The sequence below is a fragment of the Aurantimicrobium minutum genome, assembly GCF_002355535.1.
Taxonomy (GTDB): domain Bacteria; phylum Actinomycetota; class Actinomycetes; order Actinomycetales; family Microbacteriaceae; genus Aurantimicrobium; species Aurantimicrobium minutum.
This window is the reverse complement of the sequence record NZ_AP017457.1, coordinates 844220-862633: the sequence shown is the minus strand read 5'-3', so window position 1 is coordinate 862633 and position 18414 is coordinate 844220. Positions and strand designations below refer to the sequence as shown.

Below are 18414 nucleotides of genomic sequence, written 5' to 3'. Positions count from 1 at the left end.
GGCCGGTTCCTAAAGGAACCGGCCCCCTTTTCTCTGACAGTATTGACGTATGACTGAACACAACCTCACAAAGCCAGAAATCGACGCTCCTATGGAGCCAGCTCCCTCAGAGCTCGTGATCACCGACATCGTCGTGGGTGACGGTGCTGAAGCAACTCCCGGAGCCACCGTTGACGTTCACTACGTCGGTGTTGAATACGAAACCGGTGAAGAGTTCGACGCTTCCTGGAACCGTGGCGAATCCATCAACTTTCCCCTGCAAGCCCTCATCTCCGGATGGCAAGAAGGTATCCCAGGAATGAAGGTGGGCGGACGTCGTATGCTCGTGTGCCCTCCTGCGAAGGCTTATGGTCCTGCTGGTGGCGGACACCGCCTCTCTGGCAAGACACTTATCTTTGTTATCGACCTGCTAGGCGTTAGCTAAGCATGACCTTCCCTGCCATCGACAGCACCGCTGTGCGCTGGTCAGTACCACGCGAAAAGGTCGCCTCCGCTCTGGCCGAACGCCCCCTGCTTCTGATGTTGCACGGCTACGGCTCGAACGAGGGCGACCTCTTCTCGTTGGGGCAATACATGCCCGAAGAATTTGTGATTGCTTCTCTACGCGCTCCGTTGAGCGCTGGACCAGGTTTTGCCTGGTTCCAGATTGACTACGACGCCGAGAATGCGACTCTTCGACGTGACGTGAACGAGGTTACGCGCTCCACGCACCAACTTATTTCCTGGATCAATGAACTCGAGGACGAAGTTGGCGGTTTTCAAGATGTTGCCCTTCTGGGCTTCTCCCAGGGTGGGGTTATGCTCACGCAGCTCTTCCGCCATCAGCCCGAGCGATATGGCGCTGGAGTATTTCTAGCTAGCTTCGCCGTCGATGACACAACAGCAGGTGGCCTCGAGCGGGATGCTGCGCTCGCTGAGGTTAAGCCACCCATTTTTTGGGGCAGAGATCCACAAGATCCGGTGATTACCCCCGACCTCATTGATTTCACTCGTCGTTGGCTTCCGGCGCATTTTGACGTTGACGCACAGCTTTATGCTCACGTGGGGCACGGGCTATCCCTTGAAGAAATTGAAGACGCTACCGCCTTCCTCAGAAAGCACGTTGGGCTTTAGTCGTCAATTTCAATCTGTTTGATGCGTGACGTGTGACCACGCACCACTCGAACGCGAGACTTGGCAGTGCTGTAGTGCTCAGCAATCAATTTCACAACAGCCTCATTGGCGCCGCCATCGATTGCTTTTTCTCTCACAAAGACAAAAAGTCCTTCGGCATCCTCTTCAATGAGAGGTCCTTTGCTGCTGCCGGGTTTAACCCGAACAACAATGCGCATGGAAATTACTTGGCGAGGTAGGGGGCGCCGTACTTGTTTGAGCCAGGGTGGCTGGGCTGCAACATGAACACCAGCTCGATAATCCAGCCCACACTGGGAATGAGAAAGAGCAGGAAGAACCAACCGCTAACGCCCTGGTCGTGAAGTCTACGCACGGTCACAGTGATGGTCAGTAGCCACAAGAAAACGGCAATAGCACCCGCTGCAATGAGGAAAGGGAACAATGCCCAGACATCACCCTGGCGCACCATCATGGCGACAAGGACAACGGGGATAACTGCTACTAAAGAGACGATGAAAACGAACAATCTCCAGTACCAATACTCTGAGCGAGGGGAGCGGCCCTGGAGCTTATTAAACTTGGAAAAGACAGACTGAATAGCTTCTGCAAAACTCATGCTTCCATCTTCTCGCATTAAGCGACTGCTGCCTCCCACATTGTGGGAGGCAGCAGTGACAGTGAGAGATGTTTATGCGGCTTTTGGGTTGGGCCCAAAACGGTTGTCAGCGGGGTCACTGTCCTTGACGTACCACACCAGCAGGAAGATCCAGCCAACTAGTGGGATCAAAGCAAAGAGAATGAACCATCCTGATTTGTTGATGTCGTGCAGGCGACGGACAGAATAAGCCAGCGATGGCAAGAAGATTGCTAGAGCAGCCAGTCCTCCCAAGAAGCCAAAGAAGCTCTCTGACTTACCTCCAGATAGGACATTGAACACGAGTGACACAAGGACGGTGAAAAGGTACCAGTACCAGAAACCCGAACGACGGCTTCGTCCCTGGAAGTTGACGTAGTTGCTAAAACCAAACTTGATGGATTCAACGAAATTCATGATGAATCTCCTTATTAATTCGGTTGCGTCGGTCACAACCTCGACATTCAGAGTATCTGCGCCGTGAACGTGTTTCGGTAAAGACACTGCTGCCCCCGAATAATCGGAGGCAGCAGTGAATCGTTTGAGGGAACTTAGGAAGTTTTGGGGTTTTCACCGAACCTGTTTGCTCCGGGGGTTGAATCCTGAACCCAGAAAACGAGCAAAACGATAATTCCCACAATGGGAATCAAGCCCAGGAAATAGAAACCACCTGAGCGGTTGGTGTCATGAAGGCGACGCCAGATCACTCCGAGGGTTGGAAGCAGAAGCGCAAGTGAGACAACGATCCACAGGTAATAAGCCCAGTTAAACATTCCTGCGAGCATGGCCTCAACACTGGTTGCGCTGTTCAACATGCCCATGGTGCTCATGTTCCAAATGAAACTCATCACGATGTTCACCAGGGAGACAAAGAGGTACCACCACCAAAATTCTGATCTGCTGGCGCGGCCACTAAATGTGGCATATTTCGAAAAGACACTTTTGATTGATTCTGTGAAATTCATTTCTTTCCCCTTACCTCGAGATGAAGGTGAGTGTTTCCTTGCCACACAGAGTACTCCTCGGGCGTCAAATGGTCAGCTATTTCTCTGCTAATCTTGTGAGGTTGCCGTCTAACGGCCGCGGATACAGAGAGCTCCAGGCACAAGGCATGGGGCGCCGCGCAACGAGGTACTAAGAAAGGGGATCCCACTATGGCACTTGAAGCAGATGTCAAAAAGGCGATCATCGACGAATACGCAACTCACCCCGGTGACACTGGATCTCCTGAAGTTCAGGTTGCTCTTCTCACCAAGCGCATCAAGGACTTGACCGAGCACCTCAAGGAGCACAAGCACGACCACCACTCACGTCGTGGACTGCTATTGCTCGTTGGTCAGCGTCGTCGTCTTCTCGGCTACCTAGCTGACGTAGACATCAACCGCTACCGTAAGCTCATCGAGCGTCTCGGACTGCGTCGATAGTCGACTTTTCGTTCTTCACCAGATGCCACCGTTCGCGGTGGCATCTGGCATTTAAGCCGACATTCACCCTCTGATTCCAGCCTTCATGGGCTTATTGAGGGTTTTGGGGTACTCTTGAGGTAGAGCAGGCAGGCAGTTCGCTGGTCTTCGGTGGTGGTTTACCAACAGATGTTGGTGGATTTCTACTGGTGGCCAGCACGAAGTCTGATACTCGTGCAACGTATGTTCGTGTTTGAACGCACTTCGTTCTGCCATGCTTCGCTCCGGATGTATGAGTCGGTACCCACACGGGGTAACGACGATAAACAAAGGAGAAAGACCTTAATGGAAGGTCCAGAAATCAAATTCGCCGAAGCCGTAATTGACAACGGTAAGTTCGGTAAGCGCGTCGTCCGCTTTGAAACCGGTCGTCTCGCACAGCAGGCTCAGGGCGCAGTTGCGGCCTACCTGGATGACGAAACTATGCTGCTTTCAGCTACTTCTGTCAGCAAGCAGCCCAAGGATAATTTCGACTTCTTCCCACTGACTGTGGATGTAGAAGAGCGTAGCTACGCAGCAGGCAAGATCCCCGGTTCGTTCTTCCGTCGTGAAGGCCGTCCCTCGACTGAGGCCATCCTGGTCTGCCGTCTGATTGACCGCCCACTGCGCCCATCTTTCGTTGATGGTCTGCGTAACGAGGTTCAGATCGTTGTGACCGTTTTGTCTATTGCTCCTGGTGAGTTCTATGACGCACTGGCCATCAACGCTTCTTCCGCATCAACCCAGATCTCCGGTCTGCCTTTCTCTGGCCCTATCGGTGGTATCCGTATGGCCCTGATTGACGGCCAGTGGGTTGCATTCCCCAACGTTGACCAGCTCAAGGACGCCGTCTTCGACCTCGTCGTTGCTGGTCGCATCGTTGTGGACAAGGATGGCAAGGAAGACGTCGCCATCATGATGGTTGAGGCAGAAGCTACCGAAGGTAGCTGGGACCTCATCAAGGCTGGTGGCATCAAGCCTGACGAGGCAATCGTCTCTCAGGGCCTCGAAGCTTCGAAGCCTTTCCTCACCGCACTGATCAAGGCTCAGGAAGAGCTCGCACGTCAGTCGGCTAAGGAAGTTCAGGACTACCCCGTATTCCTGCCTTACTCTGACGAGCTTTATGCAGCAGTGAGCGAACTTGCTCTGGCTGACCTGGAGAAGGTTTACCTCATCGCTGACAAGATCGAGCGTCAGAACGCTGACGACGAGGTCAAGGCACGCGTCAAGGAAGCAATCGTTGCCAAGGTTGAAGCAGGCGAGCTCGAAGAGGTTGCTCTCAACCAGTTCGGTGCTGCCTACAAGTCGGTCACCAAGAGGGTAGTTCGCGGACGTATCCTCACTGAGGGTGTTCGTATGGACGGCCGTGGTTTGCGCGACATCCGTGCGCTGGATGCTGAAGTTCAGGTCATCCCTCGCGTTCACGGTTCAGCTATCTTCCAGCGTGGAGAGACCCAGATTATGGGTGTCACCACTTTGAACATGCTGAAGATGGAACAGCAGATTGACTCGCTGTCTCCAATCACCTCGAAGCGCTACATGCACCACTACAACTTCCCTCCATATTCCACCGGTGAAACCGGTCGTGTGGGAACGCCTAAGCGCCGCGAAATCGGTCACGGATTCTTGGCAGAGCGTGCACTTGTGCCCGTACTTCCAGGTCGTGAAGAGTTCCCTTACGCCATCCGTCAGGTATCTGAGGCTCTGGGCTCCAACGGTTCGACCTCGATGGGTTCGGTTTGTGCATCGACTCTGTCGCTGCTCAACGCTGGTGTGCCACTGCGTGCGCCCGTTGCAGGTATCGCTATGGGTCTCGTCTCTGACGAGGTCAACGGTGAGACTCGCTATGCAGCTCTGACTGACATCCTCGGTGCAGAAGATGCTCTCGGCGACATGGACTTCAAGGTTGCTGGTACTTCCGAATTCATCACCGCGATTCAGCTCGACACCAAGCTCGACGGCATCCCTGCCTCAGTGCTGACCGGTGCGCTGACTCAGGCGAAGGAAGCTCGTACCGCAATCCTCGCTGTCATCAACGCAGCAATCGATGGTCCTGACGAGATGGCGCCTACTGCTCCTCGCGTGATCAGCGTTCAGATTCCTGTCGACAAGATCGGTGAACTCATCGGCCCTAAGGGTAAGACAATCAACACCATCCAGGACGAGACTGGTGCAACCATCTCGATTGAGGATGATGGAACCGTCTACATCGGTGCAACCGATGGTCCTTCGGCTGAGGCAGCTCGCGCACAGGTTAACGCCATTGCGAACCCCACCAACCCTGAGGTTGGCGAGCAGTTCCTCGGTACGGTCGTCAAGCTCGCAACCTTTGGTGCGTTTGTCTCCTTGCTTCCTGGCAAGGACGGCCTGCTGCACATCTCTGAGGTGCGCAAGCTTGCAGGTGGCAAGCGTGTTGAGAACGTTGAAGACGTTCTCTCTGTTGGCCAGAAGGTTCTCGTCAAGATCACCAAGATTGATGACCGTGGCAAGCTTTCGCTTGAGCCCGTTCTCGAGGGTGAAGAGGGCGAAGCAGCTGCTGAAAGCGACGCTGAGTAACCTCAACTCCTCACGTAATGCCCGCCCACATAAGTGGGCGGGCATTACTGCGTTGTAGGGATTTATTCCTGTTTTTGGGGGACGTTTTTAGAGAGTGCGGGGGACAGTTTTTACATATTGCTGGACTTAAGGTCTGTCGTAACATTGCTGTGACATTTCTGCTCTAATGTCAGATTTATGAGTGGGGAAAACATCGGTACACCGGGGGGAGTAACCCCTGCCGCTGATGCCCCAGATGTCTCTCGTACCATCGGCCAAACCGATATGAGTGTGTTCCCTCTCGCTCTTGGGGGTGCCGTATTTGGCTGGACACTTCCTAGCGGTCGCTCCGTTGATCTTCTTGACCGTTTTGTCGAGCTGGGCGGCCAGATGGTGGACACCTCTGACTCGTATTCTTCCGGGATGTCCGAGCAGATCATTGGAAAATGGATGCGCGAGCGAGGCAACCGTTCTGATGTTGTTGTGGCAACAAAAGTGGGACGCCACCCCGATTTTTCTGGCTTGTCTGCGTCCAACATCGTGGAGGCAGTCAATGCTTCGTTGGAGCGACTACAGACCGATTACATCGATCTTCTGTATTTCCATGCTGAAGATCCTGACGTGTCGATGGAAGAAAGCCTTTCTGCAGTAGAGAACCTCATCCAAGCCGGCAAGGTGAGAGCTTTAGGCGCTTCCAACTTTTCTGCCGATCGTTTGCTCGAGGCCCGCATCATTGCGGCAAGCGGCTTACCGCGTTTTGAAGCAGTTGCTTTGGAATATTCACTGCTTCGACGAGACATCGTGGAAGGCAACATCACCATGATGGCTATTGCACAGCAGATGTCAATCATGCCCTATTTCATTTTGGCAAATGGTTTCTTAGGGCGACACCGCAATATTAAATCGTTTAACCCAAATGACACCCGCTCACGTCGTGCTGCCCAACACGGTGGTCGACACGGCACTCACGTGCTCAGAGTTTTAGACAACGTTGCTATGGCTCAGGGAGTTGATATTTCTACTGTCGCGGTCGCCTGGGTTTTGGGCAGATCAGCGGTGGGAATTCCCACAATCGGTGCTGAATCTATTCGTGAGCTCGAGGCACTCATGCATGCACCACATCTTCAGCTTTCTCGTCAGCAGATTGCTGACCTTGATCGTGCTTCTGTTGAGCAGGGGCGGAACTGGCTTCCTTCCCTCACTCGTTCGTAATAGGCCGGCACAAAGTCAGTGCTGTGCTCTAGGCTTGAGCACCGTATGAATAAACCCATTGCTTTTCCTTTAGACCAATCAGAACTGAGCTTCGTTGCTTCCGGTGATGCCTTAGTTCGCCGTAGCGTTTTACCCTCCGGTGTCCGTATTTTGACCGAACGTGTTCCCGGTGCACGCAGTGTGACCCTGGGGTATTGGGTTGCCGTCGGCTCACGCGATGAGGTGCCTGCAGAATCAGCACACGATGGTGTTGCCGCTCACCCTGCCAGCTTGGGCTCCACTCACTTTCTGGAACACCTGCTCTTCAAGGGAACCCCCACTCGTTCTGCTTTAGATATTGCGATTGCTTTCGACTCCGTTGGCGGTGAACACAACGCCGCGACCGCCAAGGAGTACACCTGCTACTACGCCAAGGTGCGCGATCAGGATCTTCCCATGGCTATTGATGTGATGAGCGACATGCTCACCTCGAGCGTGATTGATCCAGACGAGTTTGAAACTGAGCGTGGTGTAATCCTCGAAGAGCTCGCCATGGCAGAAGATGATCCTTCGGATGTTGCTCAGGAAAGATTCTTTGAAGGAGTGCTCGGAGATCACCCGCTTGGGCGTCCAATCGGTGGAAATCCCGAGACTATTCGCTCTGCAACCAGAGAAGCAGTTGTAGCTCATTACCGAGCCAACTATCGCCCCAATGACCTTGTGATTACGGCTGCAGGTTCGCTTGATCATGATGAACTTGTCGCACAGGTGCAACGCACTCTTGAGGCAGCTGGCTGGGACTTGAGTGTGGAGGCAACCCCTGTTCCTCGTCGTTCTACTACCCCCGCTCTGATTACACAGGGAAAACCGCTGCAGGTGATCGAACGCCCCATTGAGCAAGCAAACATCATGGTCGGTGTCCCGGGTATTGTTGCCACGGACGAACGTCGTGTCGTGCAAACGGTCATGAATTCCATTCTCGGTGGTGGAATGTCCTCGCGTCTTTTCCAGGAAATCCGCGAAAAACGTGGCCTGGCTTACTCGGTCTTCTCTTTTGCATCGTCCTATTCAGATGCTGGAGCCTTTGGGCTGTTTGCTGGAACGTCACCAAAGAAAGCACCCGAGGTCGCCGAGCTGTTGATTGGTGAATTCCACAAGCTTGCAGAGCATGGTGTTACTGCGGATGAGCTTTCCAGGGCTCGAGGACAACTTGCCGGGGGTTCAGCCTTGGCACTCGAAGACACGGACACCCGGATGTCACGCCTAGGTAAGTCTGAAATTTCTTCTGGAGAGTTCGTCGATTACGACGCGGCCCTCGAACTCCTTGATGCCGTCACTGTTGAGCGAGTTCAAGAACTTGCACAGGAACTCGCAGCAGGAAGGCTCTCTGTGGTTTCTGTTGGGCACGCTGATGAGGCCGCGTTATCGCGTATCCTTGCTCAGGGGTAATTCATGGCACATAACATCATCTTGGTTCGTCACGGCGAACAACTCGACGCCGAACACGGCGTTATTGACGGTCCGCTCTCACCTCGCGGTATCGCACAGGCAGAAGCAGTGGGGCGTCGCCTTGCTGACGTTGAGTTCTCCCACGTATGGCACTCACCTTTGGAGCGTGCATGGGAAACCGTGCGCGTCATGAGCGAACAGATGCAGGGCGTCACCACAGAACCTTCAGCACTTCTCATGGACTGCATTCCGGCAGGCAAGAGCGAGGAAACGCCCTCGGTGTTTGATCCCTTTTTTGGGTCTGTCACCGAAGCAGATATTGAAGCAGGCTCTGCTCAAATGGCGGATGCTGTTGCCGAGTTCCTTGCTCCTGGCCGACAGGGTGAAACAGATCTTCTCGTGACACACAACAACGTCATTGCGTGGTTTGTTCTCGAAGCACTAGGAGCACCTGCCTGGAAGTGGGTCACCTTGAACCAGGCCTACTGCGGCATTACTGTTCTGCAGCAGCGGCCAGGTCGCCCCTGGGCGCTTGTCTCGCACAATGACCTCGGTCACTTGCCTGTGGAATTGCGTTCGGGTATTCCAGACGCCTACACAATCTAGACTTATCTCGTGACTACTTCTGTTGCTGTTGTTGGCGCCTCAGGCAAACTGGGGTCTTTGGTATGCCGTCTGATCACTGAGTCAGAAGATTTTGAACTTGCAGCTCAGCTGGGTTCCTCCAGTGATCTGTCCGAGATGCTTGTTGCAGACATCGTGGTGGATGTGTCACTTCCTTCCATTAGCCGTAAGGTTCTCGAATTCGCTGTGGAGAACGGGAAGTCAATTCTGATCGGAACTTCAGGGTGGTCTGCCGAGCGGATCAACCAGGTTGAGCCGTTGATTGATCAGCACCCAGAGGTTGGCGTGATCTTTATCTCCAATTTCTCCCTCGGCTCAGCTCTTTCTGCTCACCTGGCAACCCTTGCAGCCAAGCACTTTGATTCCATTGAAATTATCGAAGCCCACGGTATTCACAAGGTTGATTCCCCTTCGGGCACCGCAGTGAGCACCGCCGAGCGAATCGGCAAGGTTCGAGACCAGGACATCCAAGCTCCTCATGCTGACCAGCGTGCCCGTGGCCAGCTCGTTGCCGGTGTTCCTGTGCACTCTCTGCGCATGGAGGGTGTTGTTGCCAAGCAGGATGTGATCTTTGGTGGCAACGGTGAAACGGTAACCATCACGCACACCACGCTTTCGGACCGTTCCTATGAGGCGGGCATCATGGCCGCAATCCGAGCACTTCCTGGGCTTTCTGGAAAAATCGTCGGCCTCGACCGCGTCATTTCTCTCTAATAACGTGCGCACTTTCCTCGGAGTACTCCTGATGGCAGCGCTGCTGGTGCTGTATTTATGGGCTGCGTTCTACCAAGGCATCATCTTGATTTCCACCGGAGTGCCTGTGGCAGTCGTGATGGGGTATGCCCTCATTGTGTTGCCTTTGGTGGGTGCCTGGGGTTTGTGGCGAGAACTTGCATTTGGGTTTACCACAAGCAAACTCGTCAAAATCTTGCAGGCTGAAGGTTCTCTCCCCGGAGAAGTAATTCGTCACCGCCCCAGTGGGCGGCCTCTTCGCGAGGATGCCGATAAGGAGTTTCCTCGCTATGCGGCGGCGGTGGAGAAGGATCCAGAAAGCTGGCGCGCCTGGTTTGAACTGGGAATGGCTTATGACGCTTCGGGTGATCGCAAGCGAGCTCGTCATGCTATTCGAACTGCAATCTCTCTCCACAAAGCCAATCCTGCGTAGCTAGTCATCCCAGGGAAGTGACACGGCGGGTGGAATGGTTGCCAAAAGAGCGAGGGGCGAGAGATAGTTCTCACCTTTACGGGCACTCATATGCAGGCACTCACAGTGAGACCCTGCTGAAACCGTCCCAATAACCTGACCGCGTTCTACCAGGTCTCCCTTTTTCAACCCTGAGCTGACCGGTTCAAAACTGGAGAGATACTGCCCGTGTTGAACAGAGATGACATCGCGGTTGACCACATGTCCCACAAAGTGCACAACGCCGTCTGCTGGGGCTACAACTTCTTGGCCTGTGACTGCAGGTAGGTCAATGCCGCGATGACCAGGTGCATAAAAGCGCTCAGGCGCCTCGTAGTGTCGCAGTACTGAGCGCTGACCAGACAGTGGCCACGACCACGTTCCTGATAGTAAGGCTTGTGCGCTTTGTGCATTGAAGCTCACCGCAACAGTGATAGCTAACAGGCTTGTTGCGAGTAAACGAATTGCTTTGACATTCCACATGCGCACGAGCATGCGGGAATGTCGACATTATAAGGTGGTGCTCAGCATTCTTTGAGCACAACATCACATTTAGTTGGTTGTTGAGGACTGCTTGGCGTATTCGGCATACAGTTCACGTTCCTGGTTCTTGCGGGGGAAGAAGAAGAACGTGATGAACATGCCAATAATCATGACGAAAATGCCTGTGGCATAAGCCCAGTTAGCACCTGCGAGGAAAGATGCTTGAGCTGCATCCACAATTGCAGTGGCATAGTCGGGATATTGCTTCGCAACATCCTCGGCACTTCCAAAAGATTTCTGTAATGCCTGACTGACATCCGAGGTGATGAGTGACTTTGTTGCTTCTGGAGCATCAGCGATTGCTGTGGAAATAGCTGAAGCGTAGCCAGCACCCAAAATCGCGCCCAATAACGACTGCATGATTGAGCCACCGAGATCGCGTTGTAGATCACCGGTACCCGATGCCATACCCACTTTGGTAACCGGAACAGAATCGGTGAGTGCGTGAGATGCGGGTGTTCCGGCAAAGCCCACTCCTATGCCGACAAGTATGTAGCTGAGCATGACAAAGGAAACTGGGGTGTGGATATTCCACAAGAGGAGCATGCTGACGAAGCCAAGCATGCACACAACAAAACCAATGAGAAGAGTTGTGCGTGATCCATAGCGCTCAATCATGCGGCTTGAAAATGGAGCCACCATGACCATCGAAATTGCACAGGGCAAGATCGCAGCACCGGCTTCTAGCGTGTTGTATCCCAAAACGTTTTGGAGAAACTGCTGTCCAACAAACATTGCGCCCATCAGTGAACCAAAGACGATAATTCCGGACACCGCCGCAACCCAGAAAGGTGGCCTTGCGGCATAGTGCAGGTCAAAGAGGGGTTCGCTAGCACGTTTTTGTCGCCAGAAGAAGAGAACTCCCATCACCGCAGCAAAACCGAGCATGCCCAGGGCAATGCCTTCTTGAGAATCCAGGGCGAGGTAATTGATTCCCAGCACCAATGAACCAATAAACAAAGCAGAAAGCACACCGCCAAGGTGATCGACTTTGTCGTCGGTCTCATTGACGTGGGCAGGCACTAAGCGCCACACCATGAAGATAGCCACAACGGCAAAGGGAACTGCAATGAGGAAGCTGTATCCCCAGGGGAGAACGAGCAGAACAGCGCCTGCAAGCAGTGTGGATGAGGCGGACATTGCTGCGCCTATGGCAGACCACAGTGCAATAGCCCTCGTTCTGGCCGGACCAGACCACAATGCTGTAATCAAAGCCAAAGTCGTGGGATATGCCATACCTGCAGCAAAACCACCGATGAGGCGAGAAAGTGCCAACATCTCAATCGTGGGGGACAGGGACGACATTAACGCGGCCGGAATGCCAATGATTAAACCCAGTAACAGCATTCCCTTGCGGCCGTAGCGGTCACCGAGAGCACCTAAATACAGAACTGTGGCAGCAAGACCCAAAGAAAAGCCGACAGCAACGATGTTAAGTCCGGCCTGAGATGCTCCCAGGTCACGACCAATGTCGGGAAGCCCAACGTTAGCTACCGACAAGTTCATGTTGGCAACGCCAGCACCCAAAATGAGGGCGGTGAGGATGAGGGCAGCATTCTTTGGGGAAGTGCTGGTGGGTAGTGTAACGGGAGCTGAAGATGCCATACCCCTATTGTGCCTGTTATGCTTGGGTAGCACTCCATTTATGGGGTGACTTCGCGTGCCCACCACGTATGACAAAACCCTTCGGTCGAAACTGAGCAATCAGATTCGCGGGAATTGCATCGGGCACTAGGGCAGAAACCAACCGGTTATCTGCGACAAAACCGCAAGCGGTGTGTTGTGCTGTGCACAAAACATGCCAAGAAAAGGAGATGGCCATGGCCGTCGTAACTATCCGCCAGCTGCTTGACAGCGGTGTTCACTTCGGACACCAAACCCGTCGTTGGAACCCTAAAGTAAAGCGTTTCGTTCTCGCAGAGCGCTCCGGTATCCACATCATCGACCTGCAGCAGTCTTTGGCACACATTGACAACGCCTACGACTTCGTCAAGGAAACTGTCGCACACGGCGGCACTATCCTCTTCGTAGGAACCAAGAAGCAGGCTCAGGAAGCAATCCTCGAGCAGGCAACTCGCGTAGGTCAGCCTTATGTCAACCAGCGTTGGCTCGGTGGCCTCCTCACCAACTTCAACACCGTTGGTAAGCGCCTTGCTCGCATGAAGGAGCTCGAAGAGCTCGACTTCGAAGACACCACAAAGAGTGGCTTCACCAAGAAGGAACTTCTGATCAAGAAGCGTGAACTCGACAAGCTCCACAAGAGCCTCGGTGGTATCCGCAACCTGACCAAGACCCCTTCCGCTATCTGGGTTGTTGACACCAAGAAAGAGCACCTGGCTATTCAGGAAGCTAAGAAGCTTGGTATCCCTGTTATCGGTATCCTCGACACCAACTGTGACCCAGATGAGATGACATACCCCATCCCTGGTAACGATGATGCAATCCGCTCTGTTGGTCTGCTCACTCGTGTGATTGCAGATGCAGTTGCTGAGGGTCTGATTCAGCGTCACCAGAAACCTGCTGAGGGCGAATCTGCTGAGCCACTGGCTGAGTGGGAGCGCGAACTCCTCGAAGCAAGCGCTGAGGCAGTAGTTGAAGCAGCAGTTGTTGAAGCTGTGGCAGAAGAGGTTGCAGCAGAAGTTGCAGCTGAAGTAGCTGCAGAAGAGAAGAAGCCTGCTGCAAAGAAGGCTGCTGCTCCCAAGGCTGACGCTGCAGAAAAGAAGCCTGCCGCTAAGAAGCCAGCTGCCAAGAAGCCAGCTGCCGAATAATTTCCGACACTCAATCCTTAAATAGGAGATAAAACTATGGCATCTTTCAGCATGGAAGACCTCAAGACCCTGCGCGAGCGCCTCGGCACCGGCATGGTCGACACCAAGAATGCCCTCACCGAAGCAAACGGTGACTTGGAAAAGGCAACCGAAATTCTTCGCCTCAAGGGAGCAAAGGGTAACGCTAAGCGCGCCGACCGCTCCACCAGCGAAGGTCTCGTTGCTGCCAAGGAAGAAAATGGCACCGCAACCATGATCGAGCTCGCCTGCGAGACCGACTTCGTGGCCAAGGGTGACAAGTTCGTTGCTCTGTCTGAGAAGGTTCTTGACGCAGTTTCCGCAGCTGGCGCAACCAGTGTTGAAGCAGCACTGGCAGCTCCTGCCGGTTCACAGACTGTTGCTGAACTCATCGCAGATGAAGCAGCAATTCTTGGTGAAAAAATTGAACTTCGTCGTCTCGCATCATTCAGCGGCGACAAGTTCTCTATCTACCTGCACCAGACCAGCCAGGACCTTCCTCCACAGGTTGGTGTTGTTGTTGCCTACACCGGTGATGACGCAGAAACTGCTCGTGCAATTGCACAGCACATCTCCTTCGCTGACCCTGTGTACCTCAGCCGCGCAGATGTTCCTGCAGAGGACATCGAGAAGGAGCGTGCAATCGTTACCGAAATCAGCCGCAACGAGGGCAAGCCCGAAGCGCAGCTGGAGAAGATCGTTGACGGTCGTATCACCGCCTACATCAAGCAGATTGCTTTGCTCGAGCAGGAATACTCTCGCGACAACAAGTTCAAGGTTCAGCAGGTCGTTGACAACGCTGGCCTGACCATCACCGGCTTTGCACGTTTCAAGGTTGGCGCATAGTCACACGCACTATTCGTAAAGAAGCCCAATCCCATTGGATTGGGCTTCTTTCATGTGTGCCGTGGTGGGCACCACCTTGCACCAGAGTAAATTAGTACCAGCGCTACTTCACTAGATAAGGATTCTCATGCCGACAAACACCCGCCGTCGAGTACTTCTCAAGCTTTCGGGTGAGGCCTTTGGTGGCGGTGGACTTGGCGTCAACCCTGACGTTGTCAGCGCCATTGCCAGAGAGATTGCCGTTGCCTCAGAAAAGGTAGATGTTGCGGTTGTCGTCGGTGGTGGAAACTTCTTCCGCGGAGCTGAGCTGTCTCAGCGAGGTATGGATCGTGCGCGAGCTGACTACATGGGAATGCTCGGAACAGTTATGAATGCCCTCGCGCTGCAAGACTTCCTAGAGCAAGCAGGTGCTGCTACCCGCGTGCAATCTGCTATCGCAATGAGTCAGGTTGCTGAACCCTACCTGCCCTTGCGAGCTATTCGCCACCTGGAAAAGGGACGCGTTGTCGTCTTCGGTGCCGGTGCTGGTTTACCTTTCTTCTCTACCGATACCGTCTCGGCCCAGCGTGCACTCGAAATTCACGCTGATGAGGTACTCGTAGCAAAGAACGGCGTCGATGGTGTCTACACTGCAGATCCCAAAACAGACCCCAGTGCTGAAAAACTCGAGACAGTCACCTTTAGGGATGCACTCAAGCGTGGACTCAAAGTGGTTGACTCCACCGCCTTCAGCCTGTGCATGGATAACAAGATGCCCATGCGAGTATTTGGTATGGAACCTTCCGGAAATGTCACCAAGGCAATCCTGGGAGAAAAGATCGGCACGCTGGTCACCAACTAGACTGGCATTCTCGCACCAAATTTCAAGGAGTTACCGTGATTGCGGATGTATTGTCAGATGCTTCAGAGCGTATGGCCAAGGCTGTTGAAGTAGCCAAGGAAGATTTCTCGAGCGTTCGCACTGGCCGCGCTAACCCAGCCATGTTTCAAAAGGTCATGGTGACCTACTACGGAAGCCCTACGCCTCTAGCTCAGCTGGCTTCTATGCAGAACCCTGAAGCACGCACGCTCCTGATCACCCCGTTTGATAAGGGCGCACTGCGTGACATCGAGCAGGCCATTCGCGACGTACCAAACCTGGATGCTAACCCCACCAATGACGGCAATGTCATTCGTGTGACCATGCCGGAGCTCACTGAAGAGCGACGTAAGGAATACGTCAAGATTGTGAAGGCTAAAGCTGAAGACGCCAAAGTTTCTCTGCGGAACATCCGACGCAGTGCCAAGGACGGCATTGATGCGTTCAAGGGTGAACTCGGCGATGACGAGCGTGCTCGTGGCGAGAAGGAACTCGAAGCGCTCACTAAGAAGTACGTTGACGCTATCGATGAGGCTCTCAAGCACAAGGAAGCTGAACTACTCAAGGTTTAGTGAGCTCTGGTTCCTGCCATGAACGAGAATCCACATCGCGATGAACACAGCAAGAGAAATCCTGCTGGAGAATTACATGCCCAATTAAGGGCTACCCGGGCAGATTTTGAGCGCCAACTTGAAGCTCGGCGTCTCCAGTTCGAAAAAACGAACGAAAAAATCAAGCAAAAATCCGGCCGTAATCTCCTAGGTGCTATTGGAATCGGTGTTGCTCTAGGAGCAATTCTGCTGTTGAGCCTGTTGGTCAACAAAGATTTGTTCATGCTCTTTGCGGCAGTTTTGTTGGGGATTTCTTCGGTCGAACTTTCTACTGCGCTTCGCGCGATGGGCCGTCGGGTTCCCCGCATTCCAACCGCAGTGACCGCAGTTGTTGCCGTTCCTGTCGCCTATTACTTCGGTGTTTTCGCTGCCATTGGGGTGGCAATCATCGGCGTGGTTTTTGTATCTGCCTGGAGAGCTCTCGAAATCAAGCGTGGGGTTCACGCCATAGCGGATGTGAGCTTATTTAGGGACTTCAAGGCTGCTGCTTTTGTTCAGGCCTACGTCACCGTGTTGGGAAGCTTTGCCGTGGCATTGGTGTCACAACCTAACGGTCAATGGTGGACCCTCGCCTTCTTGATTATTGTTGTCTCGGTGGACACTGGTGCTTATGTCAGCGGTTTGAACTTTGGCAAGCACCCCATGGCGCCCAAGATTAGTCCCAAGAAAACTTGGGAAGGTTTTGCTGGTGCTGGTGTAGCAGCGATTATTGCTGCAGTGCTGCTGAGTATTTTTATGCTCGGACAGCCGTGGTGGTTTGGTTTGATTCTGGGCCCCATCCTGCTCGTGACTGCAACCTTGGGTGATTTGGGAGAATCTCACATCAAGCGCACGATCGGCGTGAAGGACATGAGTTCCTGGCTTGCGGGCCACGGTGGTTTTCTCGATCGTTTGGACTCGATTTTGCCTTCAGCGCTGGTGACATATGTGATCTATGTCCTGGTTGTGCACTAAGGCACATAATTCTCTGAAACAATAAGTCTTGTGAGTATGTCATTTCCCCGCGTCAAGCGCGGCGCCCGCGGATACAACGCAGAGCAAGTCGATGCATTTATTGCGCAAGCACGCGTTGCCTATGACAGCAACATTGCTGGGGCGGTGACTCTGACCTCAACAGATATTCGCAACACTGCTTTCTCGTTGCAAAAGGGCGGGTACTCCACCCGTCATGTTGATGGTGCTCTAGAGAGACTAGAAACAGCCTTTGCAGAGCGTGAACGAGCGGTTGCATTGGCCACGATGGGTGAAGCTGCATGGCTTCAACAAACCAGCGAGCTTTCTGCTGCCCTCACGTCACGTTTTGCACGCAAGCCTGGACAGCGATTTAACAAAGCTAAATTCCTTGCCCAGGGTTACAAGGTCAAGGACGTGGATGCGTTTGCCGAGCGGGTCAATGCATTCTTGACAACTGGCGAACCTCTGAGTGTTGCTGATGTGCGTTCGGTTACCTTCCGACCTGGTCGTGGGGGATACGACGAGGCACAGGTTGATGCTGTCCTTGATGCTCTTGTTGAGCTGCTGTTAGCCCTCGGAAACAACTAAAACCCCTGTTCAGAGGCTCTCTATTGGCTGATTCTCAGCCTTCTGGGCTAAAATTGGAGCACTGTGGGTAGACATTCAGAAGTAACTCGCGCGTCGAACCGTTCGGTTCCACGCGCCACGGGTGACTCTGCAGCCTCAGCTTCATCGGCGCGCAGAGGTTTTTCGCTTGCCCTGCCACGCTTCTCAGGCCCACAGCTGTTCCCATCTCAGCGTTCATTCAAGCTGTTCTCTTCAGCCTTTCTTGTCACCATCGGTTTGCTGCTGGTCAACGTAGTTGATCCTTATTCTGGTGCTGTGGCTTCGCCATATTACATTCCGGCAACCATCGTGGCTCCAGATGGTCAAGATATTGATGTCGACGGCACCTACACCACTGCCGCAGGCCGTGATGGTGTGAGTATCAGTGCCAGAGTTGCCGCCAAGGCTGCTTCTGCTTCTGCACCTGCAGCTGGAATTCCTGATCCTGATACGGCACAGGCGATTGGTCTCCAGGCCGTGTTGGCACGTGGCTGGGGTATGGAACAGTTTGATTGCCTCGTTGCACTGTGGAACCGCGAATCCCACTGGAATGTTTACGCACACAACAAGAGCAGTGGCGCCTACGGCATCCCACAGTCTCTGCCGGGCGAAAAAATGGCAACCGTGGCAGATGACTGGCAAACCAATCCGGCAACACAGATTGAGTGGGGACTTCGATACATCCAGGGTCGTTACGGTTCACCCTGCGGTGCGTGGGCTCACTCTGAAGCCGTTCACTGGTACTAATGGCCAAGAACAACCGTTCCCGCAAACGGGATGCGGAGTATGAGCCCTTAGACGTTGAACGTCTCACAACGGGATTTCGTCGTACAGAGGTGCGTAACGGGCGTGAATGGACCGTACAGCCTATTTCAGCCCTCAATGCAAACAAGACCTATACCTGCCCAGGATGCTCGCTAATGATCCAGGAGGGCGTAGCCCACCTCGTTGCGTGGCGTAACGATGGAATCTTGGGTGACAAAGCAGATGTGGAAGCACGGCGCCACTGGCACCAGGCATGTTGGAAGATGAGTTAGT

General features: G+C 53.7%; 23 protein-coding genes. 17 read left to right on the top strand and 6 right to left on the bottom strand.

Going from position 1 to position 18414, the window contains the following annotated elements:
- Positions 1–49 precede the first annotated feature (49 nt).
- The gene (locus tag AUMI_RS04215) at positions 50–424 is read left to right on the top strand and encodes an FKBP-type peptidyl-prolyl cis-trans isomerase (protein WP_096381664.1); all 375 of its coding nucleotides are present in this window, start codon (positions 50–52) and stop codon (positions 422–424) included.
- Positions 425–426: 2 nt separating this feature from the next.
- Positions 427–1113, top strand: a complete 687-nt coding sequence (locus AUMI_RS04210) for an alpha/beta hydrolase (protein WP_096381661.1) — start codon at positions 427–429, stop codon at positions 1111–1113.
- Here AUMI_RS04210 and AUMI_RS04205 read toward each other — a convergent pair.
- The 4 genes from AUMI_RS04205 to AUMI_RS04190 form a co-directional block, all read right to left on the bottom strand.
- Positions 1110–1331: a DUF167 domain-containing protein gene (locus AUMI_RS04205; protein ID WP_096381659.1), complete on the bottom strand. Its 222-nt coding sequence runs from the start codon at positions 1329–1331 to the stop codon at positions 1110–1112. The genes AUMI_RS04210 and AUMI_RS04205 overlap by 4 nt on opposite strands.
- Before the next feature lie 5 nt (positions 1332–1336).
- Positions 1337–1729 carry a DUF805 domain-containing protein gene (locus AUMI_RS04200; protein ID WP_096383452.1) on the bottom strand — a complete coding sequence of 131 codons (393 nt, stop codon included), beginning with the start codon at positions 1727–1729 and terminating at the stop codon, positions 1337–1339.
- Positions 1730–1801: 72 nt separating this feature from the next.
- Positions 1802–2164 carry a DUF805 domain-containing protein gene (locus tag AUMI_RS04195; protein ID WP_096381656.1) on the bottom strand — a complete coding sequence of 121 codons (363 nt, stop codon included), beginning with the start codon at positions 2162–2164 and terminating at the stop codon, positions 1802–1804.
- A gap of 134 nt (positions 2165–2298) precedes the next feature.
- Positions 2299–2712 carry a DUF805 domain-containing protein gene (locus AUMI_RS04190; protein ID WP_096381654.1) on the bottom strand — a complete coding sequence of 138 codons (414 nt, stop codon included), beginning with the start codon at positions 2710–2712 and terminating at the stop codon, positions 2299–2301.
- Between the two features lie 189 nt (positions 2713–2901).
- On the opposite strand from AUMI_RS04190, the gene rpsO reads away from it, so the two are divergent.
- From rpsO to AUMI_RS04155, 7 genes are all read left to right on the top strand, one after another.
- Positions 2902–3171, top strand: a complete 270-nt coding sequence (gene rpsO, locus AUMI_RS04185) for a 30S ribosomal protein S15 (protein WP_096381651.1) — start codon at positions 2902–2904, stop codon at positions 3169–3171.
- A 324-nt stretch (positions 3172–3495) separates the two neighbouring features.
- Positions 3496–5745, top strand: a complete 2250-nt coding sequence (locus AUMI_RS04180) for a polyribonucleotide nucleotidyltransferase (protein WP_096381648.1) — start codon at positions 3496–3498, stop codon at positions 5743–5745.
- A 177-nt stretch (positions 5746–5922) separates the two neighbouring features.
- Positions 5923–6936, top strand: a complete 1014-nt coding sequence (locus AUMI_RS04175; protein WP_096381646.1) for an aldo/keto reductase — start codon at positions 5923–5925, stop codon at positions 6934–6936.
- Between the two features lie 45 nt (positions 6937–6981).
- Positions 6982–8364 carry a M16 family metallopeptidase gene (locus AUMI_RS04170; protein ID WP_096381643.1) on the top strand — a complete coding sequence of 461 codons (1383 nt, stop codon included), beginning with the start codon at positions 6982–6984 and terminating at the stop codon, positions 8362–8364.
- A gap of 3 nt (positions 8365–8367) precedes the next feature.
- Positions 8368–8970, top strand: coding sequence for a histidine phosphatase family protein (locus AUMI_RS04165; protein ID WP_096381640.1), 603 nt, complete (start codon positions 8368–8370; stop codon positions 8968–8970).
- Between the two features lie 9 nt (positions 8971–8979).
- Entirely contained in the window at positions 8980–9702 is a 723-nt protein-coding gene (gene dapB, locus AUMI_RS04160) for a 4-hydroxy-tetrahydrodipicolinate reductase (protein ID WP_096381638.1), read from the top strand.
- A gap of 31 nt (positions 9703–9733) precedes the next feature.
- Positions 9734–10153 (top strand): tetratricopeptide repeat protein, encoded by a 420-nt coding sequence (locus tag AUMI_RS04155; protein ID WP_231951694.1) that lies wholly within the window; start codon positions 9734–9736, stop codon positions 10151–10153.
- On the opposite strand, the gene AUMI_RS04150 is transcribed toward AUMI_RS04155, so the two are convergent.
- Both AUMI_RS04150 and AUMI_RS04145 read right to left on the bottom strand, forming a co-directional pair.
- Positions 10154–10666, bottom strand: coding sequence for a M23 family metallopeptidase (locus tag AUMI_RS04150; protein ID WP_096381633.1), 513 nt, complete (start codon positions 10664–10666; stop codon positions 10154–10156).
- Positions 10667–10723: 57 nt separating this feature from the next.
- On the bottom strand, positions 10724–12319 hold the full coding sequence (locus tag AUMI_RS04145) for an MFS transporter (protein ID WP_096381630.1): 1596 nt from the start codon (positions 12317–12319) through the stop codon (positions 10724–10726).
- Positions 12320–12534: 215 nt separating this feature from the next.
- Between AUMI_RS04145 and rpsB the strand changes: the two genes are divergently transcribed.
- From rpsB to AUMI_RS04105, 8 genes are all read left to right on the top strand, one after another.
- Positions 12535–13482 carry a 30S ribosomal protein S2 gene (rpsB, locus tag AUMI_RS04140; protein ID WP_096381628.1) on the top strand — a complete coding sequence of 316 codons (948 nt, stop codon included), beginning with the start codon at positions 12535–12537 and terminating at the stop codon, positions 13480–13482.
- Positions 13483–13518: 36 nt separating this feature from the next.
- The gene (gene tsf, locus AUMI_RS04135) at positions 13519–14346 is read left to right on the top strand and encodes a translation elongation factor Ts (RefSeq protein WP_096381626.1); all 828 of its coding nucleotides are present in this window, start codon (positions 13519–13521) and stop codon (positions 14344–14346) included.
- A 127-nt stretch (positions 14347–14473) separates the two neighbouring features.
- Positions 14474–15187 carry a UMP kinase gene (gene pyrH, locus AUMI_RS04130; protein WP_096381623.1) on the top strand — a complete coding sequence of 238 codons (714 nt, stop codon included), beginning with the start codon at positions 14474–14476 and terminating at the stop codon, positions 15185–15187.
- Positions 15188–15222: 35 nt separating this feature from the next.
- Positions 15223–15777: a ribosome recycling factor gene (gene frr, locus AUMI_RS04125; RefSeq protein WP_096381621.1), complete on the top strand. Its 555-nt coding sequence runs from the start codon at positions 15223–15225 to the stop codon at positions 15775–15777.
- An 18-nt stretch (positions 15778–15795) separates the two neighbouring features.
- Entirely contained in the window at positions 15796–16770 is a 975-nt protein-coding gene (locus AUMI_RS04120; RefSeq protein ID WP_096381619.1) for a phosphatidate cytidylyltransferase, read from the top strand.
- 36 nt (positions 16771–16806) lie between these two features.
- Entirely contained in the window at positions 16807–17358 is a 552-nt protein-coding gene (locus AUMI_RS04115) for a DivIVA domain-containing protein (protein WP_096381617.1), read from the top strand.
- 63 nt (positions 17359–17421) lie between these two features.
- Positions 17422–18123: an aggregation-promoting factor C-terminal-like domain-containing protein gene (locus tag AUMI_RS08215; protein WP_197702047.1), complete on the top strand. Its 702-nt coding sequence runs from the start codon at positions 17422–17424 to the stop codon at positions 18121–18123.
- On the top strand, positions 18123–18413 hold the full coding sequence (locus AUMI_RS04105; RefSeq protein WP_096381614.1) for a hypothetical protein: 291 nt from the start codon (positions 18123–18125) through the stop codon (positions 18411–18413). The genes AUMI_RS08215 and AUMI_RS04105 overlap by 1 nt, the downstream gene beginning before the upstream one ends.
- Position 18414: the final 1 nt, after the last annotated feature.

Coding starts and splice junctions, on each gene's coding strand:
- AUMI_RS04215 (WP_096381664.1), top strand. CDS start 50: ATGACTGAACACAACCTCACAAAGCCAGAAATCGACGCTCCTATGGAG.
- AUMI_RS04210 (WP_096381661.1), top strand. CDS start 427: ATGACCTTCCCTGCCATCGACAGCACCGCTGTGCGCTGGTCAGTACCA.
- AUMI_RS04205 (WP_096381659.1), bottom strand. CDS start 1,331: ATGCGCATTGTTGTTCGGGTTAAACCCGGCAGCAGCAAAGGACCTCTC.
- AUMI_RS04200 (WP_096383452.1), bottom strand. CDS start 1,729: ATGAGTTTTGCAGAAGCTATTCAGTCTGTCTTTTCCAAGTTTAATAAG.
- AUMI_RS04195 (WP_096381656.1), bottom strand. CDS start 2,164: ATGAATTTCGTTGAATCCATCAAGTTTGGTTTTAGCAACTACGTCAAC.
- AUMI_RS04190 (WP_096381654.1), bottom strand. CDS start 2,712: ATGAATTTCACAGAATCAATCAAAAGTGTCTTTTCGAAATATGCCACA.
- rpsO (WP_096381651.1), top strand. CDS start 2,902: ATGGCACTTGAAGCAGATGTCAAAAAGGCGATCATCGACGAATACGCA.
- AUMI_RS04180 (WP_096381648.1), top strand. CDS start 3,496: ATGGAAGGTCCAGAAATCAAATTCGCCGAAGCCGTAATTGACAACGGT.
- AUMI_RS04175 (WP_096381646.1), top strand. CDS start 5,923: ATGAGTGGGGAAAACATCGGTACACCGGGGGGAGTAACCCCTGCCGCT.
- AUMI_RS04170 (WP_096381643.1), top strand. CDS start 6,982: ATGAATAAACCCATTGCTTTTCCTTTAGACCAATCAGAACTGAGCTTC.
- AUMI_RS04165 (WP_096381640.1), top strand. CDS start 8,368: ATGGCACATAACATCATCTTGGTTCGTCACGGCGAACAACTCGACGCC.
- AUMI_RS04155 (WP_231951694.1), top strand. CDS start 9,734: ATGGCAGCGCTGCTGGTGCTGTATTTATGGGCTGCGTTCTACCAAGGC.
- AUMI_RS04150 (WP_096381633.1), bottom strand. CDS start 10,666: ATGCTCGTGCGCATGTGGAATGTCAAAGCAATTCGTTTACTCGCAACA.
- AUMI_RS04145 (WP_096381630.1), bottom strand. CDS start 12,319: ATGGCATCTTCAGCTCCCGTTACACTACCCACCAGCACTTCCCCAAAG.
- rpsB (WP_096381628.1), top strand. CDS start 12,535: ATGGCCGTCGTAACTATCCGCCAGCTGCTTGACAGCGGTGTTCACTTC.
- tsf (WP_096381626.1), top strand. CDS start 13,519: ATGGCATCTTTCAGCATGGAAGACCTCAAGACCCTGCGCGAGCGCCTC.
- pyrH (WP_096381623.1), top strand. CDS start 14,474: ATGCCGACAAACACCCGCCGTCGAGTACTTCTCAAGCTTTCGGGTGAG.
- AUMI_RS04120 (WP_096381619.1), top strand. CDS start 15,796: ATGAACGAGAATCCACATCGCGATGAACACAGCAAGAGAAATCCTGCT.
- AUMI_RS04115 (WP_096381617.1), top strand. CDS start 16,807: ATGTCATTTCCCCGCGTCAAGCGCGGCGCCCGCGGATACAACGCAGAG.
- AUMI_RS04105 (WP_096381614.1), top strand. CDS start 18,123: ATGGCCAAGAACAACCGTTCCCGCAAACGGGATGCGGAGTATGAGCCC.